The 14,992-nt window shown below is 38.5% G+C and carries 13 protein-coding genes and 1 CRISPR repeat array (1 of these 14 cut by a window edge); of the genes, 2 read left to right on the top strand and 11 right to left on the bottom strand.

Annotated features, from left to right (window positions below):
- Positions 1–1,188: direct repeats of the CRISPR family, unit length 46 nt; unit sequence CCTGTGAATCATTAATGAAAATACAATTTTGAAAGCAATTCACAAC; it reaches 2,272 nt to the left of the window's first position.
- Between the two features lie 200 nt (positions 1,189–1,388).
- Positions 1,389–1,634, bottom strand: coding sequence for a helix-turn-helix domain-containing protein (locus tag LB449_RS04885; RefSeq protein WP_224453952.1), 246 nt, complete (start codon positions 1,632–1,634; stop codon positions 1,389–1,391).
- Between the two features lie 693 nt (positions 1,635–2,327).
- The gene (locus LB449_RS04880) at positions 2,328–2,615 is read right to left on the bottom strand and encodes a hypothetical protein (RefSeq protein ID WP_224453951.1); all 288 of its coding nucleotides are present in this window, start codon (positions 2,613–2,615) and stop codon (positions 2,328–2,330) included.
- Between the two features lie 365 nt (positions 2,616–2,980).
- Here LB449_RS04880 and LB449_RS04875 point away from each other — a divergent pair, with 365 nt between their 5' ends.
- Positions 2,981–3,370, top strand: coding sequence for a hypothetical protein (locus LB449_RS04875; protein ID WP_224453950.1), 390 nt, complete (start codon positions 2,981–2,983; stop codon positions 3,368–3,370).
- The gene (locus LB449_RS04870; protein ID WP_224453949.1) at positions 3,367–3,561 is read left to right on the top strand and encodes a helix-turn-helix transcriptional regulator; all 195 of its coding nucleotides are present in this window, start codon (positions 3,367–3,369) and stop codon (positions 3,559–3,561) included. The genes LB449_RS04875 and LB449_RS04870 overlap by 4 nt, the downstream gene beginning before the upstream one ends.
- Before the next feature lie 58 nt (positions 3,562–3,619).
- On the opposite strand, the gene LB449_RS04865 is transcribed toward LB449_RS04870, so the two are convergent.
- From LB449_RS04865 to LB449_RS04825, 9 genes are all read right to left on the bottom strand, one after another.
- Positions 3,620–4,510, bottom strand: coding sequence for a DUF808 domain-containing protein (locus LB449_RS04865; RefSeq protein ID WP_224453948.1), 891 nt, complete (start codon positions 4,508–4,510; stop codon positions 3,620–3,622).
- Positions 4,511–4,733: 223 nt separating this feature from the next.
- Positions 4,734–5,753 (bottom strand): TQO small subunit DoxD, encoded by a 1,020-nt coding sequence (locus tag LB449_RS04860; protein WP_224453947.1) that lies wholly within the window; start codon positions 5,751–5,753, stop codon positions 4,734–4,736.
- 11 nt (positions 5,754–5,764) lie between these two features.
- Positions 5,765–6,187: a DsrE family protein gene (locus LB449_RS04855; RefSeq protein WP_224453946.1), complete on the bottom strand. Its 423-nt coding sequence runs from the start codon at positions 6,185–6,187 to the stop codon at positions 5,765–5,767.
- The gene (locus tag LB449_RS04850) at positions 6,184–6,591 is read right to left on the bottom strand and encodes a DoxX family protein (RefSeq protein ID WP_224453945.1); all 408 of its coding nucleotides are present in this window, start codon (positions 6,589–6,591) and stop codon (positions 6,184–6,186) included. The genes LB449_RS04855 and LB449_RS04850 overlap by 4 nt, the downstream gene beginning before the upstream one ends.
- A 177-nt stretch (positions 6,592–6,768) precedes the next feature.
- Complete coding sequence (locus LB449_RS04845) at positions 6,769–7,137, bottom strand: hypothetical protein (protein WP_224453944.1); 369 nt, start codon at positions 7,135–7,137, stop codon at positions 6,769–6,771.
- A 973-nt stretch (positions 7,138–8,110) separates the two neighbouring features.
- The gene (locus LB449_RS04840) at positions 8,111–8,980 is read right to left on the bottom strand and encodes a polyphosphate kinase 2 family protein (RefSeq protein ID WP_224453943.1); all 870 of its coding nucleotides are present in this window, start codon (positions 8,978–8,980) and stop codon (positions 8,111–8,113) included.
- A 123-nt stretch (positions 8,981–9,103) separates the two neighbouring features.
- Entirely contained in the window at positions 9,104–10,114 is a 1,011-nt protein-coding gene (locus LB449_RS04835; RefSeq protein ID WP_224453942.1) for a choice-of-anchor J domain-containing protein, read from the bottom strand.
- 5 nt (positions 10,115–10,119) lie between these two features.
- On the bottom strand, positions 10,120–11,580 hold the full coding sequence (locus LB449_RS04830) for a SusD/RagB family nutrient-binding outer membrane lipoprotein (RefSeq protein WP_224453941.1): 1,461 nt from the start codon (positions 11,578–11,580) through the stop codon (positions 10,120–10,122).
- Between the two features lie 18 nt (positions 11,581–11,598).
- Positions 11,599–14,781, bottom strand: a complete 3,183-nt coding sequence (locus LB449_RS04825; RefSeq protein ID WP_224453940.1) for a SusC/RagA family TonB-linked outer membrane protein — start codon at positions 14,779–14,781, stop codon at positions 11,599–11,601.
- Between the last annotated feature and the right edge of the window lie 211 nt (positions 14,782–14,992).

The raw sequence follows: 14,992 nt of genomic DNA, 5'->3' as shown, positions 1-14,992 counted from the left end.
AGAACCTGTGAATCATTAATGAAAATACAATTTTGAAAGCAATTCACAACGCAGTTGACTGTTTTTCAAACTCAGCCAATCCTGTGAATCATTAATGAAAATACAATTTTGAAAGCAATTCACAACGTATTCTCCTGTAGGGTTTCCTTCTTCGTCCCTGTGAATCATTAATGAAAATACAATTTTGAAAGCAATTCACAACATAGCGATCAAGGAGCCATCCATCACTTTTCCTGTGAATCATTAATGAAAATACAATTTTGAAAGCAATTCACAACCACCTCCAATATTTACAAGTTTAAAAAAGTCCTGTGAATCATTAATGAAAATACAATTTTGAAAGCAATTCACAACCATATCTATTCTGTTAATTCCTGTTCAACCCTGTGAATCATTAATGAAAATACAATTTTGAAAGCAATTCACAACAAGACCTTACAGAAAAACATTTTAATGAATCCTGTGAATCATTAATGAAAATACAATTTTGAAAGCAATTCACAACTGTATTGCTGAGTTTAAAATTGACAAATGCCTGTGAATCATTAATGAAAATACAATTTTGAAAGCAATTCACAACCTGTAAGTGATTCTCCAATTTGTGTTTTAACCTGTGAATCATTAATGAAAATACAATTTTGAAAGCAATTCACAACCTGTAAGTGATTCTCCAATTTGTGTTTTAACCTGTGAATCATTAATGAAAATACAATTTTGAAAGCAATTCACAACTGATTATAATATTTAACCAAATCTTTTTTACCTGTGAATCATTAATGAAAATACAATTTTGAAAGCAATTCACAACGGAAGTTGATAAATGTTATTACTTAGTCGCCCTGTGAATCATTAATGAAAATACAATTTTGAAAGCAATTCACAACTGCCATTTCGTTTATATGGCCTCTGTAAATCCTGTGAATCATTAATGAAAATACAATTTTGAAAGCAATTCACAACTAAAGTTAACGAATATATAAGCAGCTAAATCCTGTGAATCATTAATGAAAATACAATTTTGAAAGCAATTCACAACGCGAAACCAATAGCACCGTTACTGATATAGCCTGTGAATCATTAATGAAAATACAATTTTGAAAGCAATTCACAACAGAGCGTATAATGCTACAAATGCTTTTTTACCTGTGAATCATTAATGAAAATACAATTTTGAAAGCAATTCACAACTCCTTCAACTATAACAAGTGCAGAAGCTTCCTGTGAATCATTAATGAAAATACAAAGTCCTCCAGCATTGATCGATTTAAATAAGGTTTCAATTATTCCTTAACAGCTAAACCGTATTGAAAATATGCTTAAGAAATTATTAGACATAAAAAAAGGTCCTGCCGAATAATCGGAGGGCTTTTTTTGATAGTTTTTTTGATTTATAAATCGTCAATAGCGGCGAAGTCAATTTTTAAAGCAGTGAATAATTTTACCACAATTCCAAAGGTGAGCCCTGGACGCTTACCTCTTTCAATCCTGCTTATATTAGCTCTTTCTACTCCGCTTAATTTTGATAACAGAACTTGACCCATGCCTAGTTCTTCTCGCCTTATTCTTATCAGTGCCGCTACTTTTTGCACCAGTTCCGTCTCGGCTTCTTTTATTTCCAAATAATCTGTTTGCATTTCTCTTAATTTTATAATAAAATTATTACTGCAGCTCCTAGCATTACTATAATGCTCCAATATAGGATATCTTTTTTAGTTTCTGGTTTCATGTGTTTTGAATTGGTTTATAATGAATATTATAATATTCTATTAGATTTACCTCAGAAATGCCTTCGGTTAACGGAAGTTTTACATGGCTTTTTACGTTTTTTGCATTAATTAACTCACCGTTCAAATCTATAACTTTAAGTTTTTTATTTGTCGGATAATAACTGTCACATCCTACATAATTACAATTACATCCAGCAAGACCCGTTATAAGATACAAGTATCTATTATCGTATTTTAATCTAAGAATATAAGATAATGAACTACCGCTTCTACTAAATACCATTCCAATAAGAAACTAGGATTGAAACCGCATTTACCATAGTGATCTTGTACCTATTCTTTGGCTTTATCTCTCTCGTATTGTATCTGATCATCAACACGCAATTCTAGTCTACCCTTAGCTGCATCATTATTCCAGTACTTTATATCACTAGAAATTCCTTGTGCCGGCTGTTATCTTTGAACTGCTGCGAAATTACCATACTTTGTCATTTTCCACAATAAATACAAATTGAATAAAAAAATAGTATAATAATAATTATGTCTAGTATAAATTAAAGAAAATTATTATTTAAGTAGATATTGTATAGGTAAAGACGTTTAATTCACCCTAACTCTTACATCAACATCTCTTTGACCTTGGTTCATTTTAACAAGCTTGTTGTCGTAAAAGTAGTAGAACATAAGGTTTTGAGCATGATAACCGTAAAAGACTCTGTAAATAATCCATCCACTATCCATAGAAACGAGCTCTTCATGTTTTGCCTCTTTAATAAATTCTCTTACAGTCATACCACTCCATATCTGCGGAGCTTTTATAGAAACGCATGAGGTAAAAAGCAATAAAATTAAAGATAGTACAACAAATTTTTGTAGTAAAGTTTTCATAGTTCCCAACGTTCAAATTATTAAGTTAAGTCAAGTTACTAAAAAATATAGTGCGAACTTCTTAGGCACATTATAGTCATAACCCCTCCCAACTCACGCCGACTTCAGGCGAGTTCAGAAGTTTTAGAGTTTATAAACCTTCAAGAGAACTTCCCCAACAGATCCCAAATTGTAGGTAAACGTGAGTGTTTTAGGCTTATAATCTAAGTGCTATTAGGGTTGCTATGAGCAAAATCAAAAGAGAAAATACGTACGCCTTGCAATGGCCTTTTCAAAAAAATGTAAAATAAACTTGACATTGTCACTTATTAGATTACATTTGTAAAGTCTTATTGACATAATGTAAACTCTTAATGACTTTTACTATGAAAACCAAGAAGCAACAGATTTTAAATTTAGCGGGCTGGACCTGGTCCTGGGTCGCTACCCTAGCCCTCGCTACCTTTGGTCCCCGGTTCATTTGGGACGACCACCAACTGCTCACCATCCTCTTTGTAGGCTTAAATTTTGCCAATGGGGTGGCCATGATCATTGCCAACCGAAGCTTCTTTAATAGCCTGGATGAAATGCAGCGCAAAATACAGCTCGAGGCTTTGGGCATCACCCTTGGCCTTGCCGTTATCTTCGGGATTACCTATTCGTTGCTGGACACCACCAACTTAATTGCGAACGATGCGGAAATCGGTTTCTTAGTCGGAATCATTGGCGTGACCTATATGGTCAGTTTACTCGTCATCAGAAAACGCTACGCATGAAAAATAAACTTAAAGTTCTTCGGGCTGAGCATAACCTTACCCAGGAGCAGCTGGCCAAAGCCGTAGAAGTTTCTCGCCAAACCATCAATGCCATCGAAAAGCAAAAATTTGACCCCAGTTTGGTCTTGGCTATTAAACTGGCCCGCCTCTTTAAAACCGAAATTGAAGAGATTTTTATTTATAAAGGTTAACGGTTTTCAGTTGACGGTTTTCGGTTGACGAAGGGTCTGATATCTAACCTCTACTAGCCTAGTTTGTAGAAGGATTTGGGAACAGACGTTTTTTCAGCTTAAGAACTAAGTTCACCACTACCAAAACCACTATGCCTACACCTAGACCGAGAAGAAATTCGGTGAGGATGGAAGGAATAGCCGGAAAGCGTCCGTGAAGAAACTCCACATTGTGAGCAAATATACCTCCGGAGACCAGCAATAAGGCTATGGTTCCAATGACTGTCAAACTCTTAATGACTTTGGGTAAGGCCGCCACCAAAACACCTCCAAGCTTGGCTTTAAAGCTGTTTTGATTACTGCTGTTTTTTATGAGTTTATAGCCAGCATCATCCATCCGTACAATAAGCGCCACTATACCATACACACCCACCGTTGCCAGTAAGGCAATGATAGTCACCACAGGAATTTGAGTGCTTAAGCCTTCCTTTGACACCGTTCCTAAGGCAATAATGATAATTTCTACCGACAGGATAAAATCGGTTACAATCGCAGACTTTATGCGTTCCTTTTCCAGAGCCATAACCTCAGCTTGGGTCTTAGCTTGTTTTAAACTCTCCTTTTTGGAAGTGGGATGTGGAACTACAAAGTGATAAATCTTTTCGGCACCTTCATAGGCCAGGTACAAGCCGCCAAGCAATAAAGCTATAGTGATAGCGATAGGCAGAAAGGCACTAAGCAAAAAAGCCACAGGTAAGATAATCACTTTATTGAGCATAGAGCCTTTAGTGATGGACCATAAAACGGGGATCTCACGGGAAGACACAAAACCTGAAGCCTTTTCAGCATTCACAGCCAGGTCATCTCCCAAAATCCCAGCGGTTTTTTTGGCAGCTACTTTACTCATCACTGCGACATCGTCCATCAATGCAGCGATATCATCCAAAATGGCAAAAAATCCGGAAGCCATGGGCTAGTTGGTTTAATGTTAGGGTGTGCCGAAATTAATGGTTTTTAAGTTATCTGGAGCGGTTTTTTTAGTATAACTGTATAGTGGTATAGTGGTGTAATGGAATATTCGGTTGACAGTATACCGTTTTTCGGATAATCGCATGGTGATCCCAAACTAACAAAAAAAGCTCAACGCCATGTCACCACAACGTTGAGCAGATAAATATTAAAGTTACCACCGTCTAGAGTTTAGTGACATCCTCTTGCCAGGAAGCTCCACTGATATCTGTTAGTTTGATAATGTAGTTTCCAGAGGGTAAATCTTTCATAATCGGATCATTAAGAGATAAATTAGCCTTGGCACCCAGTGGAATCACCAGGCTGTGTTTGCCAGGTTTAACTTTGGCTACATAATAGTTAGAAATACTTTCCATAGACATGCCGGACAAATCCGTTTGATCATAATCCAAAACTGGCTGCTGTTCTGTATCCAGAATTTCTATACCAATGATCCAGGCGCCGTAAACATCCACACCTTCGGTCCTGAACACATCAAAACTCACAACCCCATCGGTTAGCTTGGTTTCAGTGATCTCAAGTTTTGGCTTTACAGATTTATTGTGCAAAGTCCCCCACAGACCACCGTGAAAAATCTGATTGGTCATGAGTGTCATCCCAAAAATTAGCAGGGAACCGATCAAAACTATTTTAGGAAAAACCGTGTCACGAATGGGCAAAACACCGGAACCTAACCAGGCGAATCCTTTTTTGCGGGTAAGGCTAAAGTTGTTTTTCATCAAATAATGATCAAGCGAGTATTTACCACTTCCCGTTAAAAATAGAACAAAGCCCGTCGCAATGCCCAGCACACCAATTTGCCATTCATCCAGACAAGTGGTGCCAATCCAGCCAGAGCCTAAAAGTATGCCCATAGCCAGACCAAATACACCTATGCTCATAAGTCGTGTAAAGAGTCCAAACATAATAAACAGGCCGACAATACCTTCGATGACCGTAAAGATGACCATATTGATCCACAGCACATCCGGATTTTCTACCATGTACTGTATCAGAGGTTTGATACCCAAAGCATTGGGTAAAAAATGGTTGAATTTTTCACCGATGTATCCTGCTTGTTCCGGGTCGAGCTTATCGGCTAAAATCGTTCGTCGCCATAAGGCTGAAAAGTAGGTCCACCCTACGACTAGGCGAATGGCAAGTGTTAATAATCCTGCGTCTTTTTTGATAGATATAGATGTCATGAGGAGTTAGATTAAATGGTTAGACTTATGAATCCTTTTTTCTTGAGCTGGAATCCGTATAAGATACCGTTCTCCACCACTTCCAGATGTTCCGGGAGTTGCTTTTGATCAACTTCAAAAGCATTGAGCGACAATCCACAGACGGTGACGGTGACGTTCTGGAGTTCTGCTTGTTTCAAAAGCAATTTAAAATCAGCATTGTTCTTGATGTCCTGTACTGTTTTTCCACAAAACACCACCTGAAATTCCCCGTAAGTTTCACCATCTTCTTCGGCGAGCGAATCGGCAGTCATCAAAATGGGTTTGAGTTGTTTTATGTTCTTGGATAGCACCACATAATTCTGCTGCTCTCCAGTTTGATTCTGGGCTTTTAACTGAGGTGTTCCCAGGATAAGAAAAAGTAACACCGTGATGTATGTTATTGAATAGTTCATTGTTTGAAATTTAAATTTGAATTAATACTGAAGAATAAAAGTCCGCCGAGCAAGGCTACATTTTTGAAAAGAGGTCCAAGGGTTTCCACTTGACCAACCTGTACAGTGAGTGTTATAGGAATTAAGATGGCGATGAAAACAATCGCTGCAATTCTGGTCTTGAAGCCGATGAGCAAAGCTATACCAGCTATAAGCATCACCACTCCAGACAAAATCACAGCGGTTCTGGGAGTTCCCAAAAGATCCCCTACAAACCCCATTCTGGCATTTTTTATTCTATTGATGGTTTTTTCTGTATTGATAAAATGACTAATGCTTGCCACAATAAATATGAGGCTAAGCATGCTGCGAAGTAAGACAACAGAAAGGTAGCTTACCCCCAGAGGTTTAAGTTTAGAGTTCATTGCATGTGATCTGTATGTGTTTTCAAATAGTCTGAGCTTTTTGAAATTCATCTCTCAATTCACCAAGGCCTAATGGGAAAATGGGAATAAAATTCAAAACTGAAAGAAGATTACTTCCTAAAGCAGACTATTAAAATTATGATGTAATGGGTTTAAAATTTTTCCTGATCAGGAAAATTACAAATACACTTTGAAGTGGTTGAAGAGAATGTACAAGGGAACCGAAGAGGCCAAATTTGGTCTTATGTATTCGTTTTGAACACTAGACGAAAGCGAGGCCACTTCAAAATCGATGCTGAAATTAATATGGCCAGCATCTGAAAATTGCTGTACATCCGATGGGCTTTGGGCAGATTTAGTTTGTATGATGTCCTGAAACTGACAACTGGATTGTGAGGCTAAGGACTTGCTTTTGTTGGTGACTTGCGTTTGGTCAACTCCAAGTTCAGACTGGATAAAATTTCTAAGCTTGCATGGTGAAAGCAATAGCAAAGCCGCTAAGCCTAAAATAGAAAAAATTGTTGCTATGTTTTTGGAATCTTTCACATGGTAAATCTAATGATTCTTATCACTTGCCTAGACCTTCATGTATTAAAGTTGAATTAAGAATTTCATAAAAGGCTTTTGAATCACTCGCGTGACTTGATCTTTCAGGCGGGTTATTATCAATCAGAAACTTAAGTGACTGGGTACTTTGCTGGTGGCAGAGTGATCCCAACATTTTCGTTGGGATTGTATCGAAGCTACTGCTCTGGATGTCACTGAGAGCCTGCCCGACGAAGTCATTGAGGCGGGTGCCACACTTTTTTTTTGCGTGGTGAATCTAGAAGTCTTTGATCTAAAAACATTTAAAGAAGTAAAATTATGAATTAGTTGGTTTGTGTTCTCGATACAAAGCTTCGGCTATCGCTTCTTCACTCGAACTGACAGCGGATTCAATTTATCACTTCGAGCCTGCCCAAAGGAGTCATTCTGGCGGGCTCAATGACCAACTTAAACTCGGTAGCTGAGTTATTTGCTGGTGGCTGAGTGATTCGACGATAGGAGAATTGTATCGAAGCTACTGCTCTGGATGTTATTTCCAAGGTTTTATGGAGTGCAGCGGAATAAAATAGTATTAAAAAGGATTCTATCATTAAGCATTATCCTTTCTAGTTAAATTAATGTTTCTATTCTTTTTTGCATTGCCCAAAAAAGAACCAAAAAACGCTAGGCTTATTTTTATGTCTTTAAAAACTACAGAAGCGGTTCCCCCACGCAAAGCAAACCGTTTCACTAGTCCTTTGCTCCTTCACCCTTTCCTCACCACTTTTTTGTTTTTTAACAATCATAAAAAGTAGGCCGTTTTAACATTGCCAAATTTCATGTCACTTCGGGCCTGCCCGACGTGATCATTCAGGCGGGTAATCTGTACATTTTCGTTGGGATTGTATCGAGAACTGACAATAGTTTCAATTCGTTTTATCAAGCCTGTTCCATGAATTTATTAAGCGGTCTTAGACAGACAGAACTCAAAATTTCAGGAATTCTTCAACTGCTCTTTGTAGTAAGAAATTTGATCCTGAAGTTCCTGTGGCAGGCTTGGATTTTGGATATCGGTATAGGTTTCCACGCGTTCTTTTATGGTTTTGGCGACCAGCAATCTGGCGTGATGCTTGGAATCTGAAGGAATGATGTACCAGGGCGCATAATCCTTTGACGTTTCAGAAATAGCCTGCTCGTAATACTTGGTGTACTCATCCCAAAGTTCTCGATCCTTAAGATCTTCAGGAGAGAATTTCCAGTTTTTGCTGGGTTTGTTGAGTCTCCTTAAAATTCGGATCTTCTGTTCATCTTTTGAAATATGAAGAAAAAATTTAAAAACAATACACCCATTTTCATGGATGGTTTTTTCAAAATTATTGATTTGCTCCAGCCGTTTATTCCAAAACTCTGGGGTAATGTCCTTAAGCGAATTGATATGTGGAATTCTTTCATTTAAAACTATTTCTGGCTTGACCCTTGAAATAAGAACATTTTCATAATGCGATCGATTGAAAACGGCATACTTTCCTCTGGCTGGTAAGGCTCTGTAATGCCTCCAGAGAAAATCATGATTCAGCTCTCTTTCTGATGGCTTTTTAAAGCTGTAGGAAATCACTCCACGCACATTAAAGTCCTTGAACACCTCACGAATTAAACTGTCTTTCCCCGAAGTATCCATGCCTTGTATACAAACGAGCACTGAATATTTTCCGTGGGCATAAAGCGTATTTTGCATCTCGCCGAGTTCTCGTCTCTCTTTTCTCAGTTGCTTTTTTAAAGACTTATTGCTGAATTTGTGATCGAGCTGAGTGGGAAAATCGCTTAATTTCAATTGGCCTTCTACTTTAAGATCTTGTAATTCCATAGTGCTAATTTAACGAATTAGGCTTTGACGCCACTGTAAAATTAAAAACCAGAATCAAAGTTCGCGAGAACAATAAAATCACCATTAAGAGTTCTTTCTATAAGTCTTGTATCTCATTCCCTTCTACTCCACCACAACATCGGAAATTCTTATCGACGTCGCTAGGAAATAAGCATCTGCAGCTCTGTAAATAAAGGCAATACTAATGTCTTCACCCGCGTATTGGGCAAGGCTTAATTCTCCTGTGTTGCCTATATCATCTGAGCCAGGATTATTGGCCATCATCTCATCCACAGCGGGCTGAAAAACTTCCCAGTTGGCCGTTTCGAAATTGGTTCCATCATAATCAGTAGAAATCTGAAGTCCGTAAGCCAGAGTATTTTCATCGATCGGAGCATCGAAACGTCTGTCGAAATTGAAACTTAAATTAGGGTCTTCTGCTCCACCCAAACTGATAGGTGGTGAAATAAGCCAGGCTTCGGAATAATCATCCCCAGAGGTGGCTTCTCCTGCTGGTGTAAACGGGTTGGTCCCCACACCAGTGACTCCTTGTCCAGTGTAACAAAAGAAACCACCTGTACCGAAAGAATTCTGAACAACGTCAATGATCGTCCATCCATCCGGTGGAAGTTCAAAGCTTCCATTAGGACCGCAAACTCCAAAATTTTCTATGAATGGTAAATCGTCTTCCTGCACGCGCTCGTTGACCAAATTGAAGCTTAAGTATCTTCCGTCAAATTCATTGGTCGCAAGTCCGGGACCGACGGCGATAATTTCAAACTCCTGAGCAAAATCATCAAACCGAATTCCCTCTTCTATCAAAATCATTTCAAAACTTGCAGAGGTTGCTCCGGTAGTCACGGGAATGTTTATTTCTCCACCACTAAGCGGTGGCTCAGTGGTAAAGAGGTTTCCGTAGGTATTTTGAGGGGCAATGATTCTTATATTGGAAGCCTGAGTAGAGGCCGGTGAGATATCAAAATTGATAGTGACTGGCTGGAGTGTATCTGTCACCACTTCTAGATCTGGTGATGAAAAGCTAACTAAGGCCACCGAATCGTCATCGCTACAGGAGGTGAGTAGGGTCAAACTCAGAAGTATGAAAAGAATAGGTTTTATTTGAAAGACTCGCATAAGTTTTAATTTTGAATTGACCACATTACTGCATTTACATTATCCCCCTGAGGAAATTGACGCTGTATCGCTTCCTGAAGGTTGTCTACATTTTGATTGATTTCAGAAAAAGGATACATCCAACGTTTAGGTACACCTTCCTCATTGATAATTCCACCGCCATCCACACTAAATTCTGGGAAGCCTGTTCTTCTGTTATCGTAAAAGGGCTCCCAACCTGAATTTAAAAACATAGCTGTATGCTTTTGTGTCAGAATTTGCTCCAAACCTGTTAAAGCCTGATAAGTAATGATGGGTTGTGCTAAGTAGTTTTCAACTAGATTGGCGTCGATGTCATAATAGGCCATAGATGCTCTGATGCCTGCCTGATAAAACCCTTCTGCATCTGCAGAAATCCAATTGCGATGAGCGGCTTCTGCCAAGATAAAATTAAGCTCTGCAAAACCCAGAGAAAGATTAACTTCGGCTTCAGCATCTTCGACATAACGACTATTCAGCGACGAACCCTCTCCAGAAGTAAGTCTGGCCACGTTAGCGTTAAGAGGAGCACTTCCTAGAAGTCCTGAATAACTCTCAAATGAAAGTGGATCGTCGTCACTGGAGTTACTATCGGGTGAAGCCATTTCAAATAGTCGTGGGTCACTAAAACTTTTAAGTCTTTCCACAAAAGTTTCTTCCAAAATGTAAGAAGTGGTGATAGATGCGTTTCTCCAAAACGGATAAACATTTCCTGTTTCTTCTGAATAGGAATAGAAGGCATTATCGTCTGCAGATTCCATAATTGGATAAACACCAGCATTGGAATAAATGACATTGAACCGTGAAGGTAGATTCAAATTGGGGTCGTCCTCTCTTACAGATAAACTCATCAAGACTCTTAAATGAAAACTATTGATTAATTTTTTCCACTGGAGTAAATCATTATTAAAAATAACATCGCCGTTGATAGCTGGACCAGAAACTTCCAGCAGTGAATTGGCTTCTTCCAGCAATTCAAAAATCCTGAGATATACCTGTTCCTGCGGATCGTAAACAGGTTGAAAGTTACCAGACTCTGCTAGCATAGCCTCAGCTTGTGGAATATCTCCAAATTGTCTTGTGATTTGTTCATAGATAAACGCTTCAAAAAATCTGGCGATCGCTGTAAAATTTTGATTATTGAAGTTTTCAGCTTCTTCTTCCATTTTCTTGACTTGTCTCAAAGTGTTGTAAAACCCAAAGCTTGCTCTGTCCCAGCCATAGTACTGAGAATCTTCAACCAAATTGACATTAACTAAATGCCTTGAGGCCATAGAAGCATTCAGATCTATGGAATTTAAGGTGCTCACCTCTATGTTGGTAAGCAACAAGCCTGGATTAGCTTCGGTTGTCCTGTTGGGATCGTTCTGAAATTCGTCATAATCCTGGCAACTTACTAAAAGAAGCAAACCGAAAATTAAAAATAGATATGAGGTCTTGAACTGCATGTGTTGTCGTTTTTCTAATTAAAATTTAGCATTGAGGTGAATCCCGAAATTTCTCATGGATGGCGTTTGCATGTTCTGATCTGTGCCAGAATCTGGATCGAGGTAATCAATTTCTGCCCACAAGGCCAGATTTCTTCCTATAAGGGATACTGTTGCGCTTTCTATAAATGTATTTTCAAGCAGTTTTGAAGGAAAATTATAACTCAAACTCACTTCCCTTAATTTTAGGAAGGACATATCGTAATAGTGATTCCCGTAAGCTCTTGAATGGTAAGTGGTCATGTAATCTTCATAATTCACGACCTGTTCGTTTGGAGCATATTGCCTGGTATCGCCGGTGATGTTTCCTTCGGTATCGTATTGGACATCTCCTCCTACCACAACAACTCCATCGGCTACATAATTGCTTACACCACTCGCAGAAGCTGTTCTGTATTCATTGATTGAACCTGGGTGAGAACCTGACCACCACATGCTTCTCAAGGTCTTACTTTCTGCCAATCCTCCTATTCTTCCATCAATACTTACAAAAAGATTAAAATTTTTGTATCTGAAGTTATTAAGGAAACCATACACCCAGTCCGGGTCTCTAAAGCCAATGTGCCTATTGAATGGATCTCTAATGTTTATTCCGTTATTTCCAATAATTGGCTGCCCATCTGGAGTTTCCTGCCACACGGTGGTGAACAATTTATCCACACGGTCTCCTTCTCTGAGCTGACCGATATTTTCCTGATTATCAATTTCACTGATGTAGGTTCTGTATTGACTCAAATTGAGAGTCACATCCCAGCCGAAGGTTTTATTCTTAATTGGACTCGCGCGGGTGACCAATTCAAAACCTTTCTTTTCAAATTCGTTAGCATTGATCAATTGAGACGAAAATCCTGAAGCAACTGAAATTGGAACATTGGTGAGGTTATTGAAATTTCTTACATAAATGAAGTTGGTATCAAAGCTCAATCGGTTTTCGAAAAAACCAACCACCAAGCCGCCTTCAAAAGCTGAAGACGTCTGCGGACTTAAGTCCGGACTGATCAAATTACCAGGAAAAACAAGTGAGGCATTGTTCTGCCAATTAAGGCCGCTATTGTAGGCGGCGATATGAGAATAGGTTCCTCCAAAATCACCATTGGAGACTTCAGCCCAACTTCCTCTTACTCTTAAGTTGGAGATGACTTCAGGTAAATCAAACATTTTACTCGGAACGTAACTTAAAGATACCGACGGATAGAAGAATGAATTGTTTTCTTTTGGTAAGGTGGTCACCCAATCGTTTCTTCCGGTGAACCCAAGGTAGATTGAATTGAAAAAACTTAAATCTAAGGTCGCGTAGGCTGAACTAATCCTGGATTCAGATTCAAAATTACTGCCCTGTACCGCATTTCTTGAGTTGGAAATATTATAAAAATTGGGCACATTAAGTCCGTTGGTGCTCACACTGGAAGCGGTACTACTTCTATAAAGATTGGACACACCAACAGTCGACTGGATATTAAAATCTTCAGAAATTACTTTGCTGTAGTTGATAAAAATATCAGTATTAAAATCGAAACCGGAATTATAAGATTGTGAGAAATTACCATCGGTTGTATTGAAGTCCCTCACAAAACTGATGGGCTGTTTGGTCGTCCGATCGAGAGAAAAATAATTGAATCCATTTCTCATGTTAACGGTTAAATCTTTAGCAAGATCATAAGTTAAAGACACCTGGCCGTAAGTCACGTCCCGGTAGTATCCTCTGTTAAACTCGTTGGCCAAAAAATGAGGATTGTTGTAAAAACTGGTACTGTAATGTCTTTGCTGAAATCCTACCTGTCCAGGCTCCCAGTAATCTTTCAAATCGTTGACATCCACATTGGCTCCCATCCAAAGTGCTAAATTGTAAATAAAACTTTGTGAACTAAAAGCAACTTCAGGGATATTATCAGACTGTTGTTTGTTGTAATTTAAGGACGCGTCGACGGTAAGTTTTTTATGTTTAAATCGACCTGAGACACTAAAGTTGGAGTTGTTCAATTCAGTGTTGGGAACAATACCACGCTGATAGCGATTACCAACAGAAACTCTAATGTTTCTCTCAGCATTTCCCGCTGTAACAGCTACAGTTGTATTGCTTATAACTCCGGTTCTAAAAAAATTATCCAGATTATTCTGACCTCTGGAAACCCAAGGCAAAGGGACTCTCTCGCCGGTTACCGGATCTATGGGGCTGTTATATTGAACACGCTCCACAAAACCACTTGGTGTTGAAGGATCTGGTCTGTCTAAACGCGGCCCCCAGGAAAATCCACTTCCCTCCTGACCTGAACCCGTCCCATCTGTGTACCTATAAACTCCATTACGTCCAGACCCATACTGACTTTGATTTTCCGGAACTCTTAAGAAATCAGTTTGAAACATGGTATTGGAAGACACTTCTACTTGCAAGCCACCATCTGTACTTCCTCTTTTAGTAGTAATCAGAATGGCACCGTTTCTACCAATGGAACCGTAAAGTGCGGAAGCAGGTGCGCCTTTTAGAACATTTATGGATTCAATATCATTACCATTAAGCTCATAAAGATTTGTTGACGTATTGGGTACACCATCGACCACGATTAAGGGGCGTTCACCTCTCAAGCTGTATCCTGGATTTGCAAAAAAATCGGTCGAATTAAAAACTGTCAAACCAGCAACTTTACCAGTTAAATTCGATATTACGTTGGCTTCCTGAGTTTTAACTAGAGACTCACCATCTACTTTTTGTGTAGCGTAACCTAAACGTTCTTTAGACTTTTTAATGTTTAATGCGGTAACCACTACTGCATCCAAAGCATTGATGTCACTTGTTAACTGGACCTCAAGAAAATCGCTGTTTTTTAGTAAGATTTCTTCTGTTTTAAAACCTATATAGGAAAAAGTAAGCCCGGGAGTGGGTTCCTCAAGATAGATTTCAAACTCCCCATCATAATTTGTAGTTGTCCCATTCACTGTGCCTATGGCTATAATAGAAACTCCAAGTAAAGGTTCACCAGATAATTTATCTGTGACCTGACCACTGATGGTAAGGGGAAATGAAGAATCTGGAATAAGGTCCTGCTGGTTGGCAGAATTTAAATTATTAGTTTGTGCAAACGATTGCTGCTGAAAGGTGCACAAAGCAAAAACCAAGATAAAAATATACTTGAGGAACGATTTTGAACGGAGATAACAATTCATATGAAAAGTGAAAATTTGATAAATATACTTGAGTATAAAGTTAATTGTTTTTTAACTGATTTTATAAACTATTGATTATAAGAACAATAGTTTATTAGACTTTTGACAAATTCAAAAATACTTTTTAACTCAAATAACCTGATTGTACAATTGTTAAATAAAAGACTAAGCCTTGATTTCAACAAATTTTAGAAACATTTTAAATCAACTT

The sequence above is a fragment of the Psychroflexus lacisalsi genome, assembly GCF_020164495.1.
GTDB classification, from domain to species: Bacteria; Bacteroidota; Bacteroidia; order Flavobacteriales; family Flavobacteriaceae; genus Psychroflexus; species Psychroflexus lacisalsi.
This window is presented reverse-complemented; position numbering and strand designations above follow the sequence as displayed.

Excerpts from the sequence above, each read along its gene's own strand:
- LB449_RS04885 (WP_224453952.1), bottom strand. The coding sequence starts at position 1,634 with ATGCAAACAGATTATTTGGAAATAAAAGAAGCCGAGACGGAACTGGTG.
- LB449_RS04880 (WP_224453951.1), bottom strand. The coding sequence starts at position 2,615 with ATGAAAACTTTACTACAAAAATTTGTTGTACTATCTTTAATTTTATTG.
- LB449_RS04875 (WP_224453950.1), top strand. The coding sequence starts at position 2,981 with ATGAAAACCAAGAAGCAACAGATTTTAAATTTAGCGGGCTGGACCTGG.
- LB449_RS04870 (WP_224453949.1), top strand. The coding sequence starts at position 3,367 with ATGAAAAATAAACTTAAAGTTCTTCGGGCTGAGCATAACCTTACCCAG.
- LB449_RS04865 (WP_224453948.1), bottom strand. The coding sequence starts at position 4,510 with ATGGCTTCCGGATTTTTTGCCATTTTGGATGATATCGCTGCATTGATG.
- LB449_RS04860 (WP_224453947.1), bottom strand. The coding sequence starts at position 5,753 with ATGACATCTATATCTATCAAAAAAGACGCAGGATTATTAACACTTGCC.
- LB449_RS04855 (WP_224453946.1), bottom strand. The coding sequence starts at position 6,187 with ATGAACTATTCAATAACATACATCACGGTGTTACTTTTTCTTATCCTG.
- LB449_RS04850 (WP_224453945.1), bottom strand. The coding sequence starts at position 6,591 with ATGAACTCTAAACTTAAACCTCTGGGGGTAAGCTACCTTTCTGTTGTC.
- LB449_RS04840 (WP_224453943.1), bottom strand. The coding sequence starts at position 8,980 with ATGGAATTACAAGATCTTAAAGTAGAAGGCCAATTGAAATTAAGCGAT.
- LB449_RS04835 (WP_224453942.1), bottom strand. The coding sequence starts at position 10,114 with ATGCGAGTCTTTCAAATAAAACCTATTCTTTTCATACTTCTGAGTTTG.
- LB449_RS04830 (WP_224453941.1), bottom strand. The coding sequence starts at position 11,580 with ATGCAGTTCAAGACCTCATATCTATTTTTAATTTTCGGTTTGCTTCTT.
- LB449_RS04825 (WP_224453940.1), bottom strand. The coding sequence starts at position 14,781 with ATGAATTGTTATCTCCGTTCAAAATCGTTCCTCAAGTATATTTTTATC.